Annotated in this window: 19 protein-coding genes and 1 pseudogene; 9 read left to right on the top strand and 11 right to left on the bottom strand. The window is 69.6% G+C overall.

The genetic code is table 11. The annotated features are described in order from the left end of the window. Positions 1-5 precede the first annotated feature (5 nt). From ACGFZQ_RS08050 to ACGFZQ_RS08060, 3 genes are read right to left on the bottom strand one after another with little or no spacing between them, the layout of a single operon-like run. Positions 6-2,354: an ABC transporter permease gene (locus ACGFZQ_RS08050; protein WP_393839628.1), complete on the bottom strand. Its 2,349-nt coding sequence runs from the start codon at positions 2,352-2,354 to the stop codon at positions 6-8. Further along, positions 2,351-3,040 (bottom strand): ABC transporter ATP-binding protein, encoded by a 690-nt coding sequence (locus tag ACGFZQ_RS08055; RefSeq protein WP_351741668.1) that lies wholly within the window; start codon positions 3,038-3,040, stop codon positions 2,351-2,353. The genes ACGFZQ_RS08050 and ACGFZQ_RS08055 overlap by 4 nt, the downstream gene beginning before the upstream one ends. Then, a complete protein-coding gene (locus ACGFZQ_RS08060) occupies positions 3,037-3,561 on the bottom strand; it encodes a PadR family transcriptional regulator (RefSeq protein ID WP_351741670.1) in 525 nt (174 codons plus the stop codon). Before ACGFZQ_RS08060 ends, ACGFZQ_RS08055 begins: the two co-directional genes overlap by 4 nt. 184 nt (positions 3,562-3,745) lie before the next feature. Between ACGFZQ_RS08060 and ACGFZQ_RS08065 the strand changes: the two genes are divergently transcribed. Next, positions 3,746-4,678 (top strand): NAD-dependent epimerase/dehydratase family protein, encoded by a 933-nt coding sequence (locus tag ACGFZQ_RS08065; RefSeq protein WP_393839629.1) that lies wholly within the window; start codon positions 3,746-3,748, stop codon positions 4,676-4,678. A 243-nt stretch (positions 4,679-4,921) separates the two neighbouring features. On the opposite strand, the gene ACGFZQ_RS08070 is transcribed toward ACGFZQ_RS08065, so the two are convergent. Then, on the bottom strand, positions 4,922-5,176 hold the full coding sequence (locus ACGFZQ_RS08070; RefSeq protein WP_393839630.1) for a hypothetical protein: 255 nt from the start codon (positions 5,174-5,176) through the stop codon (positions 4,922-4,924). After that, positions 5,173-6,090 carry an SPFH domain-containing protein gene (locus ACGFZQ_RS08075; protein ID WP_393839631.1) on the bottom strand — a complete coding sequence of 306 codons (918 nt, stop codon included), beginning with the start codon at positions 6,088-6,090 and terminating at the stop codon, positions 5,173-5,175. Before ACGFZQ_RS08075 ends, ACGFZQ_RS08070 begins: the two co-directional genes overlap by 4 nt. Positions 6,091-6,351: 261 nt before the next feature. Here ACGFZQ_RS08075 and ACGFZQ_RS08080 point away from each other — a divergent pair, with 261 nt between their 5' ends. The 4 genes from ACGFZQ_RS08080 (at position 6,352) to ACGFZQ_RS08095 (ending at position 10,319) form a co-directional block, all read left to right on the top strand. Further along, complete coding sequence (locus tag ACGFZQ_RS08080) at positions 6,352-8,760, top strand: transglycosylase domain-containing protein (RefSeq protein WP_393839632.1); 2,409 nt, start codon at positions 6,352-6,354, stop codon at positions 8,758-8,760. 96 nt (positions 8,761-8,856) lie between these two features. Then, the gene (locus ACGFZQ_RS08085; RefSeq protein WP_393839633.1) at positions 8,857-9,117 is read left to right on the top strand and encodes a hypothetical protein; all 261 of its coding nucleotides are present in this window, start codon (positions 8,857-8,859) and stop codon (positions 9,115-9,117) included. A 5-nt stretch (positions 9,118-9,122) separates the two neighbouring features. Next, a complete protein-coding gene (locus ACGFZQ_RS08090; RefSeq protein ID WP_393839634.1) occupies positions 9,123-9,605 on the top strand; it encodes a hypothetical protein in 483 nt (160 codons plus the stop codon). Between the two features lie 420 nt (positions 9,606-10,025). After that, positions 10,026-10,319, top strand: a complete 294-nt coding sequence (locus ACGFZQ_RS08095) for a hypothetical protein (protein ID WP_393839635.1) — start codon at positions 10,026-10,028, stop codon at positions 10,317-10,319. 73 nt (positions 10,320-10,392) lie between these two features. On the opposite strand, the gene ACGFZQ_RS08100 is transcribed toward ACGFZQ_RS08095, so the two are convergent. The 3 genes from ACGFZQ_RS08100 to ACGFZQ_RS08110 form a co-directional block, all read right to left on the bottom strand. Next, positions 10,393-12,456: a SpoIIE family protein phosphatase gene (locus ACGFZQ_RS08100; RefSeq protein WP_393839636.1), complete on the bottom strand. Its 2,064-nt coding sequence runs from the start codon at positions 12,454-12,456 to the stop codon at positions 10,393-10,395. Positions 12,457-12,761: 305 nt separating this feature from the next. Then, a complete protein-coding gene (locus tag ACGFZQ_RS08105) occupies positions 12,762-13,475 on the bottom strand; it encodes a DUF402 domain-containing protein (RefSeq protein ID WP_393839637.1) in 714 nt (237 codons plus the stop codon). Between the two features lie 84 nt (positions 13,476-13,559). Next, complete coding sequence (locus ACGFZQ_RS08110) at positions 13,560-14,945, bottom strand: class II fumarate hydratase (RefSeq protein WP_393839638.1); 1,386 nt, start codon at positions 14,943-14,945, stop codon at positions 13,560-13,562. Between the two features lie 137 nt (positions 14,946-15,082). Between ACGFZQ_RS08110 and ACGFZQ_RS08115 the strand changes: the two genes are divergently transcribed. The 3 genes from ACGFZQ_RS08115 to ACGFZQ_RS08125 all read left to right on the top strand — a co-directional run bounded on the left by ACGFZQ_RS08115 (position 15,083) and on the right by ACGFZQ_RS08125 (position 17,843). Beyond that, the gene (locus ACGFZQ_RS08115; protein ID WP_393839639.1) at positions 15,083-15,592 is read left to right on the top strand and encodes a SigE family RNA polymerase sigma factor; all 510 of its coding nucleotides are present in this window, start codon (positions 15,083-15,085) and stop codon (positions 15,590-15,592) included. Positions 15,593-15,645: 53 nt separating this feature from the next. Further along, a complete protein-coding gene (locus ACGFZQ_RS08120) occupies positions 15,646-16,092 on the top strand; it encodes a hypothetical protein (RefSeq protein WP_393839640.1) in 447 nt (148 codons plus the stop codon). Between the two features lie 182 nt (positions 16,093-16,274). Next, a complete protein-coding gene (locus tag ACGFZQ_RS08125; RefSeq protein ID WP_393839641.1) occupies positions 16,275-17,843 on the top strand; it encodes a recombinase family protein in 1,569 nt (522 codons plus the stop codon). A gap of 439 nt (positions 17,844-18,282) precedes the next feature. Here ACGFZQ_RS08125 and istB read toward each other — a convergent pair whose 3' ends face one another. From istB to ACGFZQ_RS08140, 3 genes and pseudogenes are all read right to left on the bottom strand, one after another. Beyond that, complete coding sequence (gene istB, locus ACGFZQ_RS08130; protein ID WP_393839642.1) at positions 18,283-19,092, bottom strand: IS21-like element helper ATPase IstB; 810 nt, start codon at positions 19,090-19,092, stop codon at positions 18,283-18,285. Continuing rightward, a pseudogene (gene istA, locus ACGFZQ_RS08135) lies at positions 19,089-20,724 on the bottom strand (IS21 family transposase). Before istA ends, istB begins: the two are co-directional and overlap by 4 nt. A gap of 182 nt (positions 20,725-20,906) precedes the next feature. Further along, entirely contained in the window at positions 20,907-21,755 is an 849-nt protein-coding gene (locus ACGFZQ_RS08140; RefSeq protein ID WP_393839643.1) for an inositol monophosphatase family protein, read from the bottom strand. A gap of 274 nt (positions 21,756-22,029) precedes the next feature. Here ACGFZQ_RS08140 and ACGFZQ_RS08145 point away from each other — a divergent pair, with 274 nt between their 5' ends. Next, positions 22,030-22,467, top strand: coding sequence for a hypothetical protein (locus ACGFZQ_RS08145; protein ID WP_393839644.1), 438 nt, complete (start codon positions 22,030-22,032; stop codon positions 22,465-22,467). Positions 22,468-22,837: the final 370 nt, after the last annotated feature.

Below are 22,837 nucleotides of genomic sequence, written 5' to 3' on the forward strand. Positions count from 1 at the left end.
GCCCCCTACTCCGTACGCAGCCCGTCCGGGCGCATCAGGCGCAGCAGCGGCGGCAGGGTCAGCACCGTCACGGCCAGCACGACCGCCGCGCCGAAGCCGGTCATCGCCAGCACGCCCGGCCAGTCCACGCGCACCGTGGAGCCGACCATCTTCAGCAGCACCGTGCCCAGCGCCAGCCCCACCACACCGGCCAGCAGCAGCCCGAGCCCGACCGGGATCGCCGTCTGCCACAGCACCGACAGGCTCAGGGTGCGCCGCCGGGTGCCGAAGGCGACCAGCGCCGACAGCAGCTTCTTGCGCTCGCGCAGCTGCTCCAGCTGGCCGACCAGCAGGCTCGCGCCGATCAGCGCCAGTACGGCGGCGGCGCCGACGAACAGCCCGGTGCGGATCGAGTCGAACTGGCCGTCCCGCTCGACCGAGGTCAGCGTCTCCGCGTGCATCAGCGGGTCGATCCGGACCGCCGTGTTGATCACGTACTCGTGGACGTCGCGCACCGCGGAGTCGACGGACAGGTAGACCACGCCCTGCACCGCCGTGCTGGCACCGTCCGGCAGTGCGCCCGGGGTGAGCAGGAAACCGCCGCGCTTGTAGCCGGTGGGGTCCTCGCGGGTCGTCGCCTGCTTCAGCCCCGCCGGTACCGTCCAGGGGCTCGGGGAGCTCTGGTCGTCGCCGGTGTAGGAGGGGTTGAGGTAGAGCGTCCGGTCGTGCTTCGTCACGGTCGTCAGCAGCTTGGTCGTCTCGGACTCGGTGTCGGAGCCCTTCACGACGAAGGCGTCGCCGTCGTGGCAGGACGGCAGGGTCGCGAACTCGCGCAGCGAGGCGCAACTGCCCACGCTCACCTCGGCGGTCTGGTTCGGGTCCTTCTTCGCGTCGCCGATCTGGCCGTCGGCGATCGAGACCACCTTCCGCACACCCTTGGTGTCGGTCATGGCCCGGGCGACCTCGGGCACCGGGACGCCGTCCGGTACCTGGACCGACATCTGCGCGCGGTCGAGGTCGTTGGTGGTCTGCTTGGTGTAGTCCGCCTGGACACCGGCGAAGACCATCTGGAGTGCGATCGCGCCGGCCACCGCCACCGCGATGCCGTTGACCATGCGGGCCGCCGTACCGCTGCTCAACTGCAGCCTCCGGACGGCCAGTTGCCAGGCCACCGCGCCCCGGCCGAGCCGGCCGACGACCGTCTCCACGACCCACGGCAGCAGCGCCGTGACGCCGACCAGCAGGAGCAGGACGCCGCCGGTCACCAGGTACTCGTTGAAGTCGCCGCCCCCGCGGCCCTGCCCGACCATCGGGTAGAGCGCCGCCAGACCGGCCACCGGGAGCAGCAGCCGCCACCACAGCCGGCGGCGGGCGGGCTTCGCCGTACGCACCACGCCGAGCGGCTCGATGACCACCCCGCGCAGCGTGAACAGGGTCACCAGCACGGCCGCCGCCGGGACGGCGACCGCCACCAGCGCGGCCAGCGCGGGGGAGGGGTTGAGATAGCTCGGGAACACGCTGATGCCGAACACCTCCGCGGTGCCCGCGAGCTGACGGCCGACCAGGAAGAAGCCGACGCCGAAGACCAGGCCGAGCAGCGCGCCCGCCATCGCCTCGCCGGCCGCGATCCGCCGTACCATCCGGCCGTCGGAGCCGACCAGCCGCAGCGCGGCCAGCCGCCGGTCGCGACGCTCGCCGCCGAAGCGTACGGCGGCCGCGACGAACACGGCGACCGGCATCAGCAGCACCACGAACACCACGAGAACCAGCAGGGTGAGGACCGGGTCGGACTCCGCGTCCGGCGACCTGGGGCTGCCGAAGTGGTCGATCCGGGCCACGTTCGGCGGGTCGATGTGGGCGGCGAGGTCGGCGGAGCCCGCGTAGTAGGCGAGTTCCTGGGAGCCGGTCAGTCCGGGCTCCGCGATGGTGGCGGTGATCCGGTACGGCAGCCGGGCGCGCAGCAGCGCGGCATCGGGGGAGGCGAGCAGCCGCTTCAGCGCGGGCGAGACGGCCATCTCGCCGGGCGCCGGGTACTTGGTGAGCCCGGGCGGCACCGGAGCCTTCGCGCCCTCCCGCTGGATCATCCGGCCGCGGATGTCGGCGCCGCGGTAGGGGGTCTCGACGTCCGCGATGACGAACGTCTTCTCGCCGGCCTTCATGGGGTGGCCGAAGACGTACGTGTAGTCCGCCCGTGCCACATCGCGCTGGTGGCGTACGGCCAGCGCGCTCGGGAGGGCCGTGGTGAGCAGCAGCAGCGCCACCCCCAGGCCCACGCCGACGGCCGTCAGCGTGGCCCGGAACCAGCCCTCGCGTCCGCCTCCGAAGGCGAACCGGACCCCCATGGCCAGATCTCTGGACCACTGCCTGACGTTCATACCACCCGCTCCATGTCCCGGGACTTGCCGTCGCGTACGACGATCTCGCGGTCCGAGTAGGCGGCCACCCGGGCCTCGTGCGTGACGAGTACGACGGCCGCGTTGGTGGAGCGGGCCGCGTCGGTCAGCAGCTCCATCACGCGCTCGCCGTTGAGGGAGTCCAGCGCGCCGGTCGGCTCGTCCGCGAACAGCACCCGGGGGCTGGTCACCAGCGACCTCGCCACCGCGACCCGCTGCCCCTGGCCGCCGGAGACCTCACCGGGCCGCTTGCGGCTCAGGTCGTCGACCTCCAGCTTCTCCATCCAGTCCCGCGCGGCCTTCTCGGCCTCCTTGCGGGAGGTGCCGTTCAGCCGCAGCGGCAACGCCACGTTCTCCACGCAGGTCAACTCGGGCACCAGCTGGCCGAACTGGAAGACGAAACCGAACTCGCTGCGGCGCAGGGCGCTGCGCTCGGTGTCGTTCATGGTGGCCATTTCGCGCCCGGCGTAGACGATCGAGCCCGAGTCGGGCGGCACGATCCCGGCGAGACAGTGCAGCAGGGTCGACTTGCCGGAGCCGGACGGGCCCATCACGGCGACGACCTCGCCCGGGTGTATCGAGAACCCGGCCCCGTCGAGCGCGAGCGTGGGGCCGTAGGCCTTGCGCAGCCCCTCGGCCGCGAGCAGCGAACCAGCGGGAGCGGTCACTTGGTCACCTCCGTGCGGAGCTTGTCGAGGCGGGCGGCGGTCAGCTCCAGCCACCGCAGGTCCGCCTCCAGGTGGAACAGGGCGTGGTCGCAGACGAGTTGGTCCGCGAGATCGCCCCGGCGCTTGCGGTCGGTGAGGATCCGCATGCTGCGCAGATGCTCGGAGCGCTGGCTGTCGAGGACGTCGCCGGCGTCGCGGTGCGTCAGCAGGGAGAGCACGACCTTGGTGTACAGGGTCGACTGGAGGTACTCCTCCGGCTTCTCCGGAGTCGCCAGCCACTTCTCGACGTCGGTGACGCCGGCGTCGGTGATGGCGTACCGCTTGCGCTCGGGGCCGCCGCCGGCCTCGATGCCGTCGACTTCCACGAGCCCGTTCTTCAGCAGGCGGGACATCGTCGAGTAGACCTGGCCGTAGTGCAGCGGCCGGTCGTGACCGAACTTCTCGTCGAAGGCCCGCTTCAGGTCGTAGCCGTGGCGCGGGCCGGACTCCAGGAGCCCCAGGAGGGTGTGACCGATGGACATGGCAGCACTCTACACACGGTGTATACGCCGCATGTATACGCACGGTGTGTAGATCATGGCGGGGGGTGCGAACGCGCACGTGGGAGCCGATTGTCACGGTTGTGCGACAGCGCGATGTCACTGCGCGCGGGCCTGTCTCGTCTCCGCTCCGGATCCGGTTTCTCGTATCAGGAAGGTGATGGCCATGCGGGTCTTCGTGGCGGGTGGCAGCGGTGTTCTGGGACGGCGGCTGGTGCCGCGACTGGTGGCGCGGGGGCACCGGGTGACGGCCACGACCACCAGCGCGGCCCGGCTGGATCTGCTGAAGCAGCTCGGGGCCGAGGGCGTGGTGATGGACGCCCTCGACGCGCTGTCGGTCGGGGCGGCGGTGGCCGAGGCCCGCCCGGAGGTGATCGTGCACCAGCTGACGGCGATCTCCCCGGCGCACGCGGGCAAGCCCGACATCAGGCATCCGGACCGCTGGTTCGCCCTCACCAACCGGCTGCGCACCGAGGGCACGGACCATCTGCTGGCCGCCGCCGAGGCGGCCGGCGTCCCTCATGTCGTCGCGCAGAGCCACGCCAGCTGGAACGGCATCCGCGAGGGCGGCTGGGTGAAGACGGAGGAGGACCCGCTGGACCTGATGGCCGGGACGGCCGCGCACCAGGGGATGCTGGCCCTGCGCCACCTGGAGGAAACGGTCCTCGACGCGGGCGGCGCGGCCCTGCGGTACGGCGCCTTCTACGGCCCCGGAGCCATCGACGACCAGGTGACCCTGGTCCGTAAGCGCCAGTACCCCCTGGTCGGCCGTGCCGAAGGGCACAGCAGCTGGATCCACCTCGACGACGCGGCGAGCGCCACCGTGCTCGCCGTCGAGCAGCAGGCGCGGGGCGTGTTCAACATCGTCGACGACGAACCGGCGCCGGCCGCCGAGTGGCTGCCGTACCTCGCCGAGTGCGCCGGGGCCGGGCGGCCGCTGCGGGCGCCGGTCTGGCTGGCCCGGCTGCTGGCCGGCGAACAGGCGGTGGTGATCATGACCCAGGGCCGCGGCTTCTCCAACGCCAAGGCCAAGCGGGAGCTGGGCTGGGAGCTGCGGTACCCGTCCTGGCGGCAGGGCTTCAGGGCGGAGCTGTCATGAGCCCGGCCGAGGAGCCTGGGGCTGTGGCTTCTGTCTGCTGGGCTTGGGGCTGAGGAGTCCGGGGGCTGTGGCTTCTGTCTGCTGGGCTTGCGGCTGAGGAGTCCGGGGGCTGTGCCCTCTGCCTGTCGGGCCTGCGGCCGAAGGCCGGTCCGGGCGTCCCTCGTTCTTCCCGGCCTGAGGGCGGAAATCCGTCCGTCCCCCATCAGCCGGCCCGTCCCGTGCTCGAGGACGAGGCGAGGCCGTTCAGGCCGATGGGGGTCTGGGGGCGGAGCCCCCAGGGGGGCGGCCGCGGCGGGGGAGGGGGCCCGTCTCGCCGGGGAGCCGGCCGGCTTCCGCGAGGGCGCGCCGCAGCAGGAACTCGATCTGCGCGTTGGCCGACCGCAACTCGTCCCCGGCCCAGCGCGCCAGCGCCTCGTACACGGACGGGTCCAGCCGCAGCAGCACCTGCTTGCGCTGCTGCGGCCGGCGCCGTGGCGTCTCGTCGGGCGAGTCCGTCACTGGTACAGCGTCCCGGTGTTGAGCACCGGCTGCGGCGCCCGGTCCCCGCACAGCACCACCATCAGGTTGGACACCATCGCCGCCTTGCGCTCCTCGTCCAGTTCCACGATGCCCTGCTCGGCGATCCGCGCGAGCGCCGCCTCCACCATGCCCACCGCGCCGTCGACGATCTGCCGCCGCGCGGCCACCACCGCACCGGCCTGCTGCCGCTGGAGCATCGCCGAGGCGATCTCGGGAGCGTACGCGAGATGCGTGAACCGCGACTCCACGACCCGCACTCCGGCCGCCTCCACCCGCGCCTGGAGCTCGACGGCCAGCTTCTCGGTGATCTCCTCGGCGTTGCCGCGCAGCGAGAGCCCGTCCTCGTCGTGGGCGTCGTACGGGTACTCGATGGCGATGTGCCGTACGGCCGTCTCGGTCTGCGTGGCGACGAACTCCGTGTAGTCGTCGACCTCGAAGACGGCCTGCGCGGTGTCCTGGACCTTCCACACCACGACCGCGGCGAGCTCGATCGGGTTGCCGTAGGCGTCGTTGACCTTGAGGACGGCGGTCTCGTGGTTGCGGACCCGGGTGGAGATCCTCGTCCGCGAGGTGAAGGGGTTGACCCAGCGCAGCCCGTCCTGCCGGATCGTGCCCCGGTACCGCCCGAAGAGCTGGACGACCCGTGCCTCGCCCGGCGCCACGGTGTTGAGGCCGCGCATCGCGATGACGGAGGCGAGGAGGACGACGACACCCCCGAGGGCGAAGCCCGGGTTCACCGAGGCGGCCACGAACAGCGCGACGGCGGCCAGGAGCCCCACCAGGCCCAGCAGCAGGGCGAGTCCGCCGCCGATGCTGTGCGCCGTGAACTCCCGCACGCGCGGGGCCGGCATCTCGGGTACGTCGGCGGTCGCCGAGGAGTCGTGGACGGACATGGGTTCCCCTTGGACGACTGACTACTGCTTGGCTCCGTTCTATCTAAGTGATATCACTTTACGGTGCGGAGGCAACCCTCTGTCCTCTTCAGTCGTCGGTTCCGTTGGGACGGGGTGCTGATTGTCACGTCCGTATAGGGCGGATCGTCTGCTCTATGTCATAGAGGGCGGTGTTAGCTTTCTGAGCTGACCTGAGCCACGTACTTGTGTGACACCCGTACACACGTGTGACAGCCGAGACGAAGCGGAGCAGACGGACTCATGGGACGAGCGGAAGAGAGAAAAGCGCGACAGCGCGGCGGCCGCCGCGCCGCGCCCAGGCCCCGCTCGTCGCCGCAACCCGTGCCCGAGACACCCGAGGCCCCGGGCGGCACCGCGACGGCGGTCCAGTCACCGCAGGCCGAGGGCGGCACCCGCGCGGAGCGCCGCAAGGCCGCCGCCGGGAAGGGGAAGCCGGGCAAGAACGGCAAGGCCGCCAAGGGCCGGATACGCGCGCTGTTCACCTGGAAGAAGATGCTCGGCGCCTTCTTCACCGTGTGTCTGCTGGGCATCGGCGCCTTCATCGCGCTGTACATGATGGTGAGCGTGCCCGAGGGCAACGCGCTCGCGCAGACGCAGAGCAACGTCTACAAGTACAGCGACGGCTCGGTCCTGGCCCGCAAGGGCACCGTCAACCGCGAGATCGTGGACCTCTCCAAGGTCCCGAAGGAGGTCCAGCACACCTTCGTCGCGGCGGAGAACAAGACCTTCTACACCGACAACGGCATCGACCTCAAGGGCATGGCCCGCGGCCTCTACAACACGGCGCGGGGCCGCGGCACCCAGGGCGGGTCGACCATCACCCAGCAGTACGTCAAGAACTACTACCTCGACCAGGACCAGACCGTCACGCGCAAGCTGAAGGAACTGGTCATCTCGCTGAAGGTGGACCGCGAGACGTCGAAGGACGACATCCTCGCGGGCTACATCAACACCAGCTACTACGGCCGCGGCGCCTACGGCATCCAGGCCGCCGCCCAGGCCTACTACCGCGTCGACGCCGAGAAGCTCTCGGTCCAGCAGGGCGCCTACCTGGCCGCGCTGCTCCAGGCGCCCAGCCAGTACGACTGGGCGGTGGCGGGCCCCATCGGCAAGAAGCTGGTGAAGCAGCGCTGGAACTACGTCCTGGACAACATGGTCGGCCAGGGCTGGCTGGACAAGTCGAAGCGCGACGGCCTGACGTTCCCCGTGCCCAAGGAGCCGAAGGCCGCCTCCGGTCTGGAGGGCCAGAAGGGCTACCTCGTCGAACTGGCCAACACCCAGCTGGAGAACCAGCTGATGAAGACCCAGGGCCTCACCCGCTCCGAGGCGGAGGCCCAGGTCGTGGACCAGGGCTGGACCATCACCCTCAACATCGACCCGAAGAAGCAGAAGAAGCTGGAGGCGGCCGTCAAGGGCCAGCTGACCAGCAAGCTCGACGGCAAGAAGCGCAAGGTGGACAAGAACGTCCAGGCCGGCGCCGTCTCGGTCGACCCCAAGACCGGCAAGATCCTCGCCATGTACGGCGGCGTGGACTACTACAAGCACTACACGGACAACGCCACCCGCGCCGACTACCAGCCGGCGTCCACCTTCAAGCCGATCATCCTCGCCGCCGCACTGGACCAGGACGCCAAGACGCAGGAGGGCAAGGAGATCAACGCCAACACGATCTACGACGGCACCAGCGGCCGCGCGGTCAAGGGCAGCGACATCGCCTTCTCGCCACCGAACGAGGACGACGCCGACTACGGCGACATCACCGTGCAGACGGCGATGAACAAGTCCGTCAACTCGGTGTTCGCGCAGATGGGTGTGGACGTCGGCATGAAGAACGTGATGAAGGTCGCCGACGACCTCGGCCTGGACACCACGGACCTGCCGGCGGTGCCCGCGCAGACCCTGGGCAGCATGGGCGCGAGCCCGCTGGAGATGGCCGGGGTGTACGCCACTCTCGACAACCACGGCCAGAAGGTCACCCCGAGCATCCTCGCGTCGGCGGAGAAGACCGGCCGCAAGGTCGACCCGCCGGACCCGATCGGCGAGCAGGTGATCAGCCGCAGCGCGGCCGACCAGGTGACCTCGGTCCTGACCGGTGTGGTCGACGACGGTACGGCGAAGGTCTCGGTGGCCCAGAACCCGCTGCGCAAGGGCCAGCAGGTGGCCGGCAAGACGGGTACGTCCGACAACAACAAGTCGGCCTGGTTCACGGGCTTCACGCCCGACCTGGTGACGTCGGTCGGACTGTTCGGCGAGGACGCCAAGAGCCACAACCAGGTCTCGCTGACCGGCGCCACGGGCCTCATCCCCGGCACCGGCCGCATCAACGGTGGCGGTTACCCGGCGCAGATCTGGGCGGCCTACACCTTCGGGGTCACGAAGAAGCAGAAGTTCGACCTGAACACCGACCTGGGCGCGGCCGTCCAGCCCACGGAGACCCCGACCAAGTCCGCGACCCCGTCCGAGACGCCGTCGGAGACGCCGAGCGAGACCCCGACGAAGTCCGCGACGCCGTCCGAGACGCCGTCGAAGTCGCCGAGTTCGTCTGTGTCGTCGTCGCCACCGGCCCCTACCACCTCGGCACCGTCGACCCCGGAGGAGACTCCGACGGGCGAGAACACGGACCAACCGCTCGACCAACTCGACCCGTAGGCCGACAACAGGCACCGAGCACGAGGGAAAGGGCGTCCAGCACCGGCTGGGCGCCCTTCGGCCTGGATAAGCAAAGAATGGGCAAGGTGGCCGTAAATGGGACGGGCCGGCGCAGGAAGCCACCGGCTATATGGCCGCCATCGGCAGGGGCGCAAGGCCCTCATCCAGACCGCCGCCTTCTGGGAGTTCTGCCACTACGGTTCCGAGGACGTCATCGTGGACGCCGGCGCGGGTGACGTGGCGGAGATCCCCATCAGGCGTCCCGCACTCGAATACACCGAGTTCTCCGACGCGACGCTCCGCATGCCGCTGTACGCGATCTTCGAGAAGTACAACCGAGTCATCAGGGAGTCATAGCCCTCATGCCGATGTCCGACCCGTACCAGGCACCGGACTTCACCGTGCTCCTCACGGCGTTGCTCACAGGCCCGGCGGCCCTGCTCGGCCTCGCCGGGTACCTGGCCTCCCGGCTGACGAGACAGAACCTCGGTTCCCGCACCCCGCCCACCGTGTGGCGCGACCTGTCCCTGACAGCGGTGACCGGGGCGCTCGCCCTCTATCTCTGGGGGTGCCTCCATCTCGTCTTCCTGGGACGGCAGGAGATCGGCAACGAGTGCGCGAAGAAGGCCGAGGGGATTCGGGTGGCCGCGTTCCACGGCGACTTCGTCCCCTTGCGGCTCGTCTGCCGTACGGACGCCGACCGCAGCTACACCGTCGTGGTCCCCGGCTACCTCAATCCCTCCCTCGCCGTCCTGCTGCTGCTGGCTCTGGCCTGCGCGATCACCGCCGCCGTGCTCCACCGCAAGCAGCGAACGGCCAAGACGGAAGAAAGGCTGACCCTTTGAGCCACACCGCCCCGACCCGCAGACACGCCCTCACCGCAGCGGCCGGTGTCACCACCGCCGCGAGCCTGGCCGCCACCGGACTGACCGCCGGACAAGCTGAAGGAGGCACTGAGCCGCCAACAGGCCCGGCGCCGCCGCCTCCTGACGAACCGCCCGTCCGCGAAAGGGGTGGGAGATGGAGAACGAGACCGACGCGAACGGCTCGATCTGGACCTACGGCATCCAGGGCACCCCCGGCCCGCTCACCGTCGCCCTGCGCGCCGGGGACGTGCGGGTGCTCGTCCACGTGGTCCGCCGTTTCTACGACGAGATCGACGCCCTCGGCACCCAGGGCGAACCCGGCCGGTCGAGGGCTGGGTACCGCCCACGGACATCCGCGACAGCCGGCTTCCCGAGTCGAACCGGGCGTCCGGCACGGCCGTGGCGATCCGGCCGGGCTCCTACCCGCCGGGTGCTCGGGGCGGCTTCACGGCCGGCCGGCAACTGATCATCCGCGACATCATCGCCGACACCGAGGGCGTCGTCCGCTGGGGCGGCGACGACCGCCGTCCCAGCGAGGGCCTGTTCTACGTGGCGGTCCGCCCGGGAGATCCACGCCTGGCCCGGGTCGCTGCCAAGATCCGCTCCTGGGAGGAGACCCCCGGTCGGGGAGCGGGCGTCCTGGTCGACATGACCCAGCCGTCCCGAAAGCGCCGCGCCGCGCGCTACGCGTGACGGGAACCTGAAGTCCGGCACGTGCACGGCCCTGCCCCGCACTCACCTGCGGGGCAGGGCCGTTCGGCGTCTCTCAGCGGTTCAGCTCGAACCAGACGACCTTCCCGGTGCTCAGCCGCGTCGCTCCCCACCGTCTGGCCAGTCTGTTGACGAGGTACAGCCCCCGGCCGCCCTCGTCCGTCGCCCGGGCCTGCCGCAGCCGCGGCAACTGCGGGACGTCGTCGCCGACTTCGCACCGCAGCACATCGGTCCGCAGCAACCGCAACGTCACCGGCCGCGACGCGTACCGCACCGCGTTCGTCACGACCTCGCTGACCAGCAGCTCGACGGAGTCGGTCAGTTCCTCAAGACCCCAGCGCGCCAGCGCCCGCCGGGCCAGCCGCCGGGCCCGCCCCGGCGCCGCGTCCTCCGGCTCCAGGAACCAGTACGCCACATCGCTCGGCGCGATCCCGTCGAACCGGGCCGCGAGCAGCGCGATGTCGTCGTCCCGGTCGCCCGGCCCGAGCATGTCGAGCACCTCGTCGCACAGCGCTTCGAGCGGCGGCGGATGATCCGGCCCGGTCAGCTGCGCGGTCGCGGCGAGCTTCTCCCGCAGCTGCTCTATCCCGGTCCACACGTCCCGCAGCCGGGACTCCACCAGCCCGTCGGTGTACAGGAGCAGGGTCGCCCCGGCGGGCGCGTCCAGCTCGACCGCCTCGAAGTCGACCCCGCCGACCCCGATCGGCGCCCCCGGCGGCACCCGCAGCACCTCGGCCCGCCCGCCCAGGTGCAGCAGCACCGGCGGCGGATGGCCCGCGTTCGCGATGGTGATGCGGTGCGACACCGGGTCGTACACCGCGTACAGGCAGGTCGCCATCCGGTCGCTGCCCAGCCGCTGCGCCTGCTCGTCGAGATGGTGCAGGACCTCCTGCGGCGGCAGGTCCAGCCCCGCCAGCGTCTGCGCGGTGGTCCGCAGCTGGCCCATGATGGCGGCCGAGGTCATCGAGTGACCCATGACATCGCCCACGACCAGCGCCACCCGGCTGCCCGGCAGCGGAATCGCGTCGTACCAGTCGCCGCCCACCCGCGCCGTCTCCGCGGCCGGCAGATAGCGCGAGGCCAGCCGCACGCCCGTGGCGCTCGGCAGGTGCTCCGGCAGCATGGTCCGCTGCAACTCGTCCGCGATGTAGGCCTCCCGGCCGTACAGCACCGCCTTGTCGATGCCGAGCGCGCTGTGCGTGGCCAGCTGGGCGGCGACCAGCAGGTCGTCCGCCTCGAAGGCGAGCCGCTCCGGGCGGCGCAGGAACAGAGCCGCGCCGATCACCCGGCGCCGGCCGCGCAGCGGGGCGAGGATCGCATGCTGTCCGCCGGGTACGAGGGACTCGGCGCCCTCGCCCAGAAGTTCGGGCAGCGCGGCGCGCGCGGCGGGGGAGTCGGCGAAAACCGGTCGTACACCCCGCAGCACCTCGTTGAGGGCACCGCCCGGCCGTACCTCGCACAGCTCCGCGGTGAGCGCGGCCAGGCCGATGTCGGCCGGTTCCGGCTCCGGGACGGGCAGCGGCGGGAAGCCGTCGGTGTCCCGCTCCTCCGGGATCCGGTCGGTGCGGCGCAGCCGCAGCACCACCGGGCCGACCGGACGCTCGTCACCGACCGGCAGCGGGTCGCGCAGATAGACCAGGATCGCGTCCGAGAAGGTCGGCACGGTCGCCCGGCACAGCCCCATCACGATCTCGTCCAGATCGATGCCCCGGGCGATCCGCCGGGTCGCGGCGCCCACGAAGCGCAGCCGGTCACCGTCGCGCCGCATCGGCATCGGCCGGCCGGGCGGCAGCCCGCGTCCGGTACGGCGCTCCTGCTCGGCGCCGGGCTGCGGCGGAATGCCCTCCGGGGTGGGGCGCGGCCGGTGTGGATCGGGCTCAGCGCTGGTGGGCTGGGCGTGCTCGGGGCCGTTGACGGAGTGCTCCTTGGACGTGCTGGTGCCGGGGCCGGAGGGCGTCTCGCCCGCGCGGGCCTGCGCCGGTAAGGCGGTGGCGCCGAGCGGACGGGGCTGTGCCTGCGGCTGCGGCTGCGGTTGCGGGGTACGCAGGAGCGCCCCGCGGGCCTGCGCGGGGTCGGCGCCCGGCTGCGGGCGCTCGTAGGAGGTGGGGTGCTCCGTCACGCGTGTCGAATCCGTCCGTCCGGGGCTGCGCGCCGGGCGCGCAGGTGGTCCCGCCGAAACTCCGATACCCGGATTACGTGTCCCAGGAACGGAATTCCGGCGTGGCTGGAGGCTGTTCCTGTGCCGCCGGCGAACGATCCCCGGCCCGCGCCCCGCTCGCCGGTGCTGCCCTCGTACCCCTCGCTCACGTCCTGCCGCCCCTCGGTGACGTTCGGTCAAGCCCGGATCGCACTCCGGGAGTTGTGCTCAGCGCGCCCTTGCGGAGGACGATCCTACGGTTGTGCACCGGGGGCGCATCAAGGGTCTCATGTGGACACGTGCGCGGGCGTACGGTCCCAGTCATCCGGCAGTGACGGTACCGCCCAGGACGACTCCGGGCGCCAGTGCTGCCAGCCGTCCGAGAACGGCGGCTCCCAGGCCCGTACGGCGGCCACCGCGGCCAGACCCGCGGCCCGCACCCGTTCGGCCGTCTCCGCGTCCATCAGGCCGTCCCGCTGGGCCTGGGCGAACTCGTCCTCGTCGAGCCAGTGCCAACTCCGGTCCGGGTGCACGGAGATGTCCAGGAAGTGATCCTCCGAGTCCACTCCGCCGTCCCAACGGACCAGCGGCTGCTCAAGATTGACGTACCAGTTCTTGAACTGCCAGCCCGGCTCCCAGAACAGCCACACCGACCAGGGCTGACCGGGCCGGGCCAGTTTCAGCACCCCGGTGCCGCGCCAGTGGCCGTGCGTGACCGACCGCGGTTTGGTGTAGCGGGACTCCAGCGGTTCTTCACCGACCGACGAGCCGTCGGCGAGCACCGGCCTGACGCACTCGGTGCCGGGGGCCAGCCAGACGGCCAGCAGCTCCTCGTCGTCCCGGACGACGGTGACGGGGCGCGCGATGTGGAAACCGTCCCCGGCGTTCTCCCGGTACCGCCACAGGATCTGGCTCCCCGGAGCCCAGAACCCGGCCCCGCCACCGGTCGCACCGCCCGTTTCCCCGCGCATCACGCGTCTCACCGCTCCACCGTCTGCCATGCACAGATATTAGGTGCCATAGGCATACGACGCTGCGGCGGACGTCACGGTTCTGGCCGGGCGGCGCGAAACGTTCGCACGCGGTTACGGACGTGTCATCCGCAGGACATCCAGCGCCTCGTCCAGCTGCTCGACGGTCAGATCACCCTTCTCGACATACCCGCCCTCGATGACCACCTGGCGGATCGTCTTACGTTCCGCCAGCGCCTTCTTGGCCACCTTGGCGGCCTCCTCGTACCCGATGTACTTGTTGAGCGGCGTCACCACGGACGGCGACGACTCGGCGTACTCCCGGGCCCGCTCCCGGTTGGCGGTGATCCCGTCCACGGTCCGGTCGGCGAGCAGCCGCGAGACGTTGGCGAGCAGCCGGACGGACTCGAGCACGTTCTTGCCGATGACCGGAAGCATCACGTTCAGCTCGAAGTTCCCGGCCGCACCGGCCACGGCGATCGTCTGGTCGTTCCCGATGACCTGCGCGGACACCATCAGCACGGCCTCCGGGATCACCGGGTTGACCTTCCCCGGCATGATCGAGGACCCCGGCTGCAGATCCGGCAGCGCGATCTCGGCGAGCCCCGTCCGCGGCCCCGAGGCCATCCACCGCAGATCGTTGGCGATCTTCGTCAGGCCGACCGCGACGGTCCGCAGCTGCCCGCTGGTCTCCACGATCCCGTCCCGCGCGCCCTGCGCCTCGAAGTGGTCGCGCGCCTCGGTGAACGGCAGCCCGGTGACCCGCGCGACCTCCTCGATCACCGCGGCCGAGAACCCGGGCGGGGTGTTGATCCCGGTGCCCACCGCCGTCCCCCCGAGCGGCAGTTCGGCCAGCCGGGGCAGCGAGGCCCGCAACCGCTCCACGCCGTACCGCACCTGCGCCGCGTACCCGCCGAACTCCTGCCCGAGGGTCACCGGAGTGGCGTCCATCAGATGTGTCCGCCCGGACTTCACCACATCGGCGAACTCGTCGGACTTGCGCTCCAGCGACGCCGCGAGTTGCTCCAGGGCCGGGATCAGGTCCCGCGTGACGGCGGCCGTGGCGGCGATGTGGATGGACGACGGAAACACGTCGTTCGACGACTGCGAGGCGTTGACGTGGTCGTTCGGATGCACGTCCCGCCCGAGCCGCTCGGTCGCCAGCGTCGCGATGACCTCGTTGGCGTTCATGTTCGACGAGGTCCCCGATCCCGTCTGGAACACGTCCACCGGGAACTGGTCGTCCCACTTCCCCTCGGCGACCTCCCCGGCCGCCTCCTGGATCGCCTGCGCCATGTCCTTGTCGACCACCCCCAGCCCGGCGTTCACCCTGGCCGCCGCACCCTTGATCCGGGCCAGCGCCTCGATGTGCGCGCGCTCGATCCGCTGCCCGGAGACCGGGAAGTTCTCGACGGCCCGCTGCGTCTGGGCCCGCCACTTGGCGTGGACGGGGACGCGGACCTCGCCCATGGAGTCGTGTTCGATGCGGTAGTCGCTCATACCGGTTACAGCGGTCGGCGCGCCGGGGATGTTCCGCCGCTTGCGCCGCGCGGGTGTGTGACCCAGCTCTCACCACACGGATGCAGCAGTACGGCACGGGCTCACGTCGAGGACGGGTGACAGGAAGGGAGGAGCGTGTGGAGACGGACTTCGACGGCTTTGTCGCCGCCCGGTCGGGCGCGCTGTTCCGGGGCGCCCTGGTCCTGACGGGAAACCGGGACACGGCCGAGGACCTGGTCCAGGAGACGCTGGAGCGGGCCTGCCGCAAGTGGCGGACCATCGCCGGCGCGGACGTCCCGGACGCCTACGTACGGCGGATCATGGTCAACCTCGCCAACGACCGCTGGCGCCGGTACCGGCGTACCGTCCCGAACCCCGGCGACCGGATCGCCCCGGGCGACGCGTACGGACAGGTCGACAGCCGCGACCAGCTGGTGCGGGCGCTGCAGCACCTGCCCATGCGGATGCGGACGGTGGTGGTGCTGCGGTACTTCCACGACCTCTCCGACGCCGAGATCGCGACCGACCTCGGCATCTCGCCGAGCACGGTGCGCTCTCAGCTGGCCCGGGGGATGGAGAAGCTCCGCAGCCAGTTCCCCGCACTCTCCGGCCCTTCAGCACGGCAGCCCCAGGGAGGAATCCGATGACCTCGTACGGCGATGCGCGGCCCTCCGGCTGCACACCCTTCGAAGAGGAACTGATGAACGCAATGAACCAGTACGCCGACTCCGCCGAGACCCCCGGCTTCGACGCGCCGCAGATCGTCCGCCGCACCCGCCGCCGGCGGGCCGCGGGCATCGCCGCCGTCGCCGCCGCGCTCATCGCGGCGGGCGGCGGGACGGCCCTGGCCACCTCGGCCGCGAACAACAGCCCGACTCCGGCGGCGACCAGCACGGTCGCCGCGAACGACGACGCCACCACCCTGCTCTACCTCTTCAGCGACGGTGCGACCACGCGGCTCCCCCTCGCGGGCTACAGCCTGGACATGGCCAAGCCGGTGCTCGAGAAGACGCAGACGAAGCTCGGCACCGTCACCAAGAAGGCCGTCAAGGGCTGCAAGCCGGGCTCGGTGCTCAAGGTGTCCCCGCACGCCCCGAAGACCATCAAGCCGGGCGACACGGTCGACTTCACCATCTGCGCCGGCTGACCGGGCCCTGACCTGACGACGACGCCCGCCCCTGCGCCAATCAGGGGCGGGCGTCCGCTCACATACTTACGCCAGGCCCGGTCCGCGCACCGGGATCGACGTGAACGTCGGCTGCCGGGCCGGGTCCTGGAAGAAGTCGTTCAACTTGTTCATCTTGCGTGGACCCTCGTACGATCGCCGCCATGATCAAGCATCCGAGGGTCCTGGGCGCTGTCCGCCTGTCCATCCTCAAGGACGACACCACCAGTCCCGAGAAGCAGCGGCAGGCCGTAGAGCACTGGACTGCTGGCCCCGCCGTGGACGGTCGCATTGCGGGCTGGGCGGAAGACCTGGACGTGTCCGGTGCGATGCACCCCTTCAAGCGACCGGGCCTCGGTCCTTGGTTCAACGAGCGGGCCGACGAGTGGGACGTGTTGGCCGTCTGGAAGCTCGACCGCCTCAGTAGGAAGGCGGGCCACTTCGCCGAGGTCTTCGAGTGGTGCCAGAAGCACGGGAAGTCCATCGTGTCCGTGACCGAGGGCATCGACATGTCCACCCCCATGGGCAAGATGTTCGCTCAGATCATCGCCGCCTTTGCCGAAGGCGAGTTGGACACCATTCGCGCCCGCGCGCTTTCTGGCTCGGCCGCCCGCAAGGCCAAGGGCGTTTGGATCGGTGGCGTCGAGCCGTACGGGTACCGCTTCGAACGGCAGGAAGGCGGCGGAAAGAAGCTCGTTCAGGACCACACGTATGCGGAACTGTTCCGAGAGATTGTCGAGCGACTAAAGGGCGACTGGTCGTCGTACAAGATCGCACTTGATCTGAATAAGCGTGGCGTTCCCACTTGGCGGGATCATCTTCGAATCGTGAAGGGGGAAGATCCGAGGGGCGTTGCCTGGACTGCCAACGCGATTCGCGCCATAGCTATGAATCCCACGGTGGCCGGCATCTACACGTACAAGGGCGAGAACGTCGTAGACGAAAACGGCGAGAACGTTCGGATCACTGATGATCCGTTGATGGATTTTGCCGAGTGGTCAGAATTCGTGGCCGCCCTCAAGAGTGATCGTCCGGTTAGGCGGTCCACCCCTTCACGGTCGATGCTGGGCGGTGTGGCTACCTGCCAGGGTTGCGGCGCCCGGATGTCGTCCAACAAGAAGACGAAGCCGAACGGCCGCGTGCATCACTACTACGCCTGCAACAACGTCAACACCGGAACGTGCTCAAACCCTGGCCGCATTCGCCGCGATGACCTAGACATGGCGGTTGGGACTTTCGTGAAGTTCACTCTCGGCCCGCTCCCGGTTATGGAGCGGGCCGGTAATTCGATCAGTCAGGCCAAGGTCGAGCTTGCCGAGGCCGAAGCGACGCTAGACCGACTGGAAGCCGATTACCTAGCTGGCCGGTTCAAGACCGACGTTCAGGTTGAACGCTACTGGGGGCAACACGAATTCCAGTCGGCCAAGGTTGAACGCCTGAGGGAGGAAATCAAGACTGCCGAGGATGCCCCGGCCTGGAAGGAGACGGGTCGGACTTACTCCGAAGAGTGGACGACTAAGGATGACGAACAGAAGCGTGTGTTCCTGCAACGGCACGGCATAACTGTGACGGTGGGGGCCACGGAAGACGGGAGCCGACGAGTCGTCTGCAAGATGGCTGAGCTTGCCGAGATCGCCAAGGAAACCGGGCTTCAAGTTCCCGAGGGATACTGGTTGATCGAGCCGGAAGCGGAATACATTCTGCCGAAGCAGATGGCTTATAAGCGGAAGTAGGTAGGGCCGCCCACGCTCCCAACCCTTGCCCCCGTCGCGTGTAAACGCTTCGGGGGCCTGTCTGTAAGCACTTCTTTGGGCTCCGCTGCACGGAGTTCTTTTGGCCCCGGTCGGGGGCTGGAGGGGGCGTGCGGTGGTGTGATTCACGCCCCTGTAGCAAGGTGATTTGGCCCCACTTCGATCGGGTGGTTCCGCTGGCCGGGATGGGGGGTGTTGACGGTAGTTTTGAAGCCTCGGTGGACCTCCGCCAGCGCGCCCCCGACAGGTGCGTGGAGGGTTGCCGACCCGACTCGGCTCAGGTTGCGGACCTCCCGGTGACCGTGGCGGCTGGACGAGAACGGGCGATGGTGCGCGGCCGGCACTGGGACTTGACGGCCGGGCCCGAAACGGCTGCGGCCGGCCTCCTGGAAGGGAGGCCGGCCGCAGTTGTCGGTGTGGGTCAGCGGCGGCGTTTCCGCTGGCTCTGCGCGAAGCGGTAGGACTGGGTTCCGGTCTCGACGATGTGCGCGTTGAAGGTGACCCGGTCCACGATCGCCGTGCAGAGACGGGGATCGGTGAAGGTCTGCTTCCACTCCGAGAACGGGGCGTTCGACGCGATCGCGATGGCCCGGCGTTCTTCCCTCTCGGTGAAGATCTGGAACAGCAGCTTGGCCCCGGCCTTGTCCAGGTCGAGGTAGCCGAACTCGTCCAGGCAGAGCAGGTCGACGCGGCCGTAGCGGGCGATGGTTCGGGTGAGTTTCTTCTCGTCCGCGGCCTCCGCGAGTTCGTTCACCAGGTTGACCGTGGTCGTGTAGCGGACCTTGAGCCCGGCTTCGGCCATGGCCGTGCCGATCCCGATCAGCAGGTGGGACTTGCCGGTGCCGGAGTCGCCGATCAGACAGAGCGGCTGTCCTGCTTTGACCCAGGCTGGGTCGGACAGGGTGCCGACGATCTCAGGGGTGACGTTGGGGTTCTCCGCGAAGTCGAAGTCCTCCAGCCGCTTGGGGCGGGGGAAGCTGGCGTCCCTGACCAGCCGCTGCTTGCGCCGTTCCTCACGTTCGGCGCACTCGGCCTCCAGCAGGTCGGCGAGGAAGTCCTTGTAGCTGGACCGCTGGCGCATCGCCTCGGCGGCCATCTCCTGGATCCGGCGGCGGATCGTGGGCAGGTGCAGGGCCCGGCAGGCTTCGTCGATGGCCGTGTCCACGGCCTCCTCCGGTCCCGTGTCCCGGCGGGGCGGGGGAACCTGGGCCGTGGTCTCGGTCGTGCTCATGCGGTGCCTTTCGGTTGACGGGTCAGGAGCTGGTCGTAGTGGGCGACGTCCGGCAACGGCCGTTTGTCCTCAGGCAGCTGGGCCCGGCGGGCCGTCAGCGACACCACGCCGCTGGGCTCGGCCCAGGGCGGTGGGTCGCCTGCGTCGTCCAGGTCCTCGGATGGGGGCGGGGCCAGCGTGGCCGCTTTGCGGGCCTCGACAGCGACTACGTCCGCGCTGGTGGAACCCGCCCGGATCGCGGCGGCCATGCCCTGCTCGACGGCGGCCGCGGGCATCCGGCGGTGCAGCAGCAGGACCTCGATCAGAGCCCGGGTCCCGACCGCGTCCCCGTGGGCGGCCCGGGCCGCGGCCCAGAACGCTTCGTGGACCTCGGTGAACGAACCGTTCTGCCGGGCGGTGACCAGCGCGGTGGAGCCGGCCATGGCGCCGGGCTTGGCCAGTAGGATCTCCAGGTAGTGGTCGAGTTCGTCACGGAAGTCGCCCCGGCGGGTCAGCCGCGGGTGGCGGGCGACGACCTCCCGCCGTTCGAAGACGAGCAGTTCGTTGCCCCGCAGCAGCACGCGCACGTTCTGGCCGATGAAGCGGGCCGGCACCGAGTAGTGGCACTGGCGGACCGTGATCCGGCTGCTGCGGTCCACCTTCGGCGTCAGCGTGATGCCGCACTCGAACTCCTCCAGCGGCAGCGGTGCCAACTGGTCATATTCAGCAACGAAGTTGAAGCCGACAGTGGTCAGTCGGCCCGCCAGAATCCGCTCGTCCTCAACCGCGTCGATCTCGGCGAGCCTGGCATTCAGCTCGTCCAGCGTGGCGACCTCGGGGACCGGGACCAGGTGCGTGCGCCGGAAACGGCCGCCCTCGTGCTCGACTCCGCCCTTCTCGTGGGCGCCGTCCTGTCCGGGAATGCAGTAGAAGGCGTCGAAGCCGTAGTGGGCGCGAAAGGTCAGCCACCGCTCCGACTCCACCCGGCTGCGGCCGGTGCAGACACGGTTGACCGCCGGTTTGAGGTTGTCGTAACGGATGTGCCGGGTCGGAATGCCGCCCAGCACGTTGAACGCCTCGACGTGGCCTTCCATGAAGGATTCCTGGGCCTGTGAGGCGTAGACACGGTGGACGGCCTTGCCGGAGTACGACAGCCGCAGCGTGAACAGGTGGCACTTGACCACCTCGCCCGCCAGCCGCACCCACACATCGGCGAAGTCCACCTCGGCTTCCTCGCCAGGGAGATGGACCTGCGGGACCATGCCGGTCAGATGCCGGCGCCCTTCCAGTGCCTCCGCTTCGATCTGCGGCCTGCGGATCGCGATGTAGTCGCAGACGGTGGAGTACGACGCCTGGTCGAAGCCGTACTCCTGCGCGAGACGCTGGTAGACCCTGCGGGCGGTGTGCTTCTGCTTGCGCGGCGCGGTCGTGTCCTCCCGCAGCATCGCGTCGATCCACGCCTTGGCCGGGTCAAGGACCGTGGCCCGAGGCACCGGTTTCTTCCTCGGCGGGGGAAACCGCGGACGTCAGCGCCTGCCGCACCGTCCGCTTGTGGACCCCGTACTTCGCCGCCAGTGCCCGCTGCGACAACTCCGGATCGAGACGCTTGTCCCTCCGGATCGCAGCGAACAGTTCTGTCCGCGACAAACCCATCCCGGCCTCCCGACACGACCGTGATCAAGCACCACGGCCTCCGACATGACCGTGATCGACGCACAAACCCTGCCGTCGCCGGGCGGACGGACCAGTGCATTCACTCCAAAGAGGGCACGTCGCGGGCCTGCATGTCGGCCCACTCATGCAAACGTCGCCAGGCTGCTTCGCGGCCTGCCGTACTACTCACCTTCGTCGAGAACGCGGAAGTCGCGGCTGCGAGGCAGCCCCTTCACCAACTGCAAGAACCCCTCATGCAGCCGACCGTTGGTGACCAGCACTGACATGTCGCCTTCCAGCACGGACGTTCCGCTCAGGTCGGTCACCCGGCCGCCCGCCTCTGTGACGATGACCGGCATCGGAGCGACGTCCTCGTAGCCCATCGGCGGACCGGCGATGACGCCGGCATCGGCCCGGCCCGTCACCAGGGCCGCGATCATGCCCGTTGAGGGCACCAGCAGGACCCGGCGGTGAAGAGCGCAAAGGAGTTCCTCCGGCCATCCGGCCGGGTTGTGCATCAGCGTCCTCGCCCCTCCCAGGCCGGTCCGGTCCGTGACCTGGGCGCGGCGGCCCGACCGCAGGTCGGGCTCCGGACCAGGCAGCACCCAGCAGCCCAGGCCCCGACCCGCCACGATCATCTGCTGGCTCATGGGCATGTTGATCACGCCGATAGCCGGCCCGTGCTCGTCCTCGTAGGCGAGATCGTTCGAGAACAACGGCACTCGGTGGGTGAAGTACTTCGTGCCGTTGATCGGGTCGATGATCCAACGCCGTCCCGATAACCCGCTGGTCACACCCCCTTCCTCACCGAAGATCCCGTCATCCGGCACCCGCCGACTCAACTCATCCCTGATGAGCTCCTCGACCGCCACGTCGATCTCGGTGACCTCGGTGCCGTCCTCCTTGAGGCGGCTGTGCCAGTCATCGCTGAAGAAGCCCTGTGCTGACATCTGTCCGGCACGACCGGCGAGGCAAACGGCGAAGTCCAGAAGCTCCCGGTCAACGGGAGGAGCATCGAACGCATAGTCCATCCGTCGAGCCTTTCACGGCTCTCTGACCGTCGGGTGGGGCCAGATCAACTTCTTACGCCGCGGAGCCACTTCTCGTCCGTACAGCGGAGCCCATTCACGTGCTTACAAACAGGGGGCCTTTCCATGCCCACGCTCGGCCCCCTGACCGTTTAAACGCTCTTCCTTGATTCCGCCACCCCTGGCGGGTTAAAACCTAGGCATAGAAGACCGCACAGCGGCCCCGGATAACCGGGGCCTTTTCTGTTCTCGCATCCCCCGAAAGGAAACCTGACCGATGACCTTTGCCGAACAGTACGCGGACGCTATCGCGGGGCGCAGAGTGAAGCTGCGAAAGCGCGGGTTCGCCCTTGCCACCGAGACGGCTCCCCCGACCGGGCAAGCCGCCCTGTGGTATGCCGACGCGGTTCTATGCGTGCCACGTAGCGGTCAGGCCGTGGCCCGGCAGATAGCCCGCCTCTGCGGCGACGAATCCGAGGTGACTGTTCCGTGGCGTTCGCTTGCCGATGCTGTCGGCGTACGCGACCGGGCCGGGAACCTTCGCCGCTATACCGAGCGTGGAGTGAAGGCCCTGATCGATGCCGGATGGCTCGAAGTCGAGACGGTTGGGAGCAAGCGCGGGGCGAAGACGACGTTCCGCCTCCTGGCGGGTGACCGTTCCTCGGAGTGCCTGGGCTGGATCGATGACCGGGAATGGTTCACCGAGGCTGCCTGAACGGCCCTCGGCGACTTATGGCCTTAGTAAGGCCCCCTCGGGGGCCGTTAGCTGCTGCGCTCCGCTGCGCAGCTATGCCCTGGCCGATCAAGGCCAGGGAACTTATGGCCTTAGACAGAAGCAGCGCCCCTCTAAGGGCGCTGCTCTATAGAAGCTTACTAGCGTTCGCGTCTCGCCCTGGCCGAGGAATGGAGGCCAGGCTTCATAGCAACCTAGAGGCACCCCGTGGAAGGTGCCTCTATCTGCGAGACAGAATTACTCAGCTTCAACGACGTCTGAGGACGAGTCGTCCTCGGCGTCGAGTAGGCCGCCGAAGTGACCAAACACCCAACCATCGACCATGGTTGGGTAAGCGTCTATCAGCATCCTC

Origin of the sequence: Streptomyces sp. NPDC048254 (assembly GCF_043201895.1) — a bacterium.
Taxonomy (GTDB): Bacteria; Actinomycetota; Actinomycetes; order Streptomycetales; family Streptomycetaceae; genus Streptomyces.

What these genes read in the sequence shown, in the direction of transcription:
- ACGFZQ_RS08050 (WP_393839628.1), bottom strand. Translation starts at nt 2,354, where the DNA reads ATGAACGTCAGGCAGTGGTCCAGAGATCTGGCCATGGGGGTCCGGTTC.
- ACGFZQ_RS08060 (WP_351741670.1), bottom strand. Translation starts at nt 3,561, where the DNA reads ATGTCCATCGGTCACACCCTCCTGGGGCTCCTGGAGTCCGGCCCGCGC.
- ACGFZQ_RS08065 (WP_393839629.1), top strand. Translation starts at nt 3,746, where the DNA reads ATGCGGGTCTTCGTGGCGGGTGGCAGCGGTGTTCTGGGACGGCGGCTG.
- ACGFZQ_RS08075 (WP_393839631.1), bottom strand. Translation starts at nt 6,090, where the DNA reads ATGTCCGTCCACGACTCCTCGGCGACCGCCGACGTACCCGAGATGCCG.
- ACGFZQ_RS08080 (WP_393839632.1), top strand. Translation starts at nt 6,352, where the DNA reads ATGGGACGAGCGGAAGAGAGAAAAGCGCGACAGCGCGGCGGCCGCCGC.
- ACGFZQ_RS08085 (WP_393839633.1), top strand. Translation starts at nt 8,857, where the DNA reads ATGGGACGGGCCGGCGCAGGAAGCCACCGGCTATATGGCCGCCATCGG.
- ACGFZQ_RS08090 (WP_393839634.1), top strand. Translation starts at nt 9,123, where the DNA reads ATGCCGATGTCCGACCCGTACCAGGCACCGGACTTCACCGTGCTCCTC.
- ACGFZQ_RS08105 (WP_393839637.1), bottom strand. Translation starts at nt 13,475, where the DNA reads ATGGCAGACGGTGGAGCGGTGAGACGCGTGATGCGCGGGGAAACGGGC.
- ACGFZQ_RS08110 (WP_393839638.1), bottom strand. Translation starts at nt 14,945, where the DNA reads ATGAGCGACTACCGCATCGAACACGACTCCATGGGCGAGGTCCGCGTC.
- ACGFZQ_RS08120 (WP_393839640.1), top strand. Translation starts at nt 15,646, where the DNA reads ATGAACGCAATGAACCAGTACGCCGACTCCGCCGAGACCCCCGGCTTC.
- ACGFZQ_RS08125 (WP_393839641.1), top strand. Translation starts at nt 16,275, where the DNA reads ATGATCAAGCATCCGAGGGTCCTGGGCGCTGTCCGCCTGTCCATCCTC.
- istB (WP_393839642.1), bottom strand. Translation starts at nt 19,092, where the DNA reads ATGAGCACGACCGAGACCACGGCCCAGGTTCCCCCGCCCCGCCGGGAC.
- ACGFZQ_RS08140 (WP_393839643.1), bottom strand. Translation starts at nt 21,755, where the DNA reads ATGGACTATGCGTTCGATGCTCCTCCCGTTGACCGGGAGCTTCTGGAC.
- ACGFZQ_RS08145 (WP_393839644.1), top strand. Translation starts at nt 22,030, where the DNA reads ATGACCTTTGCCGAACAGTACGCGGACGCTATCGCGGGGCGCAGAGTG.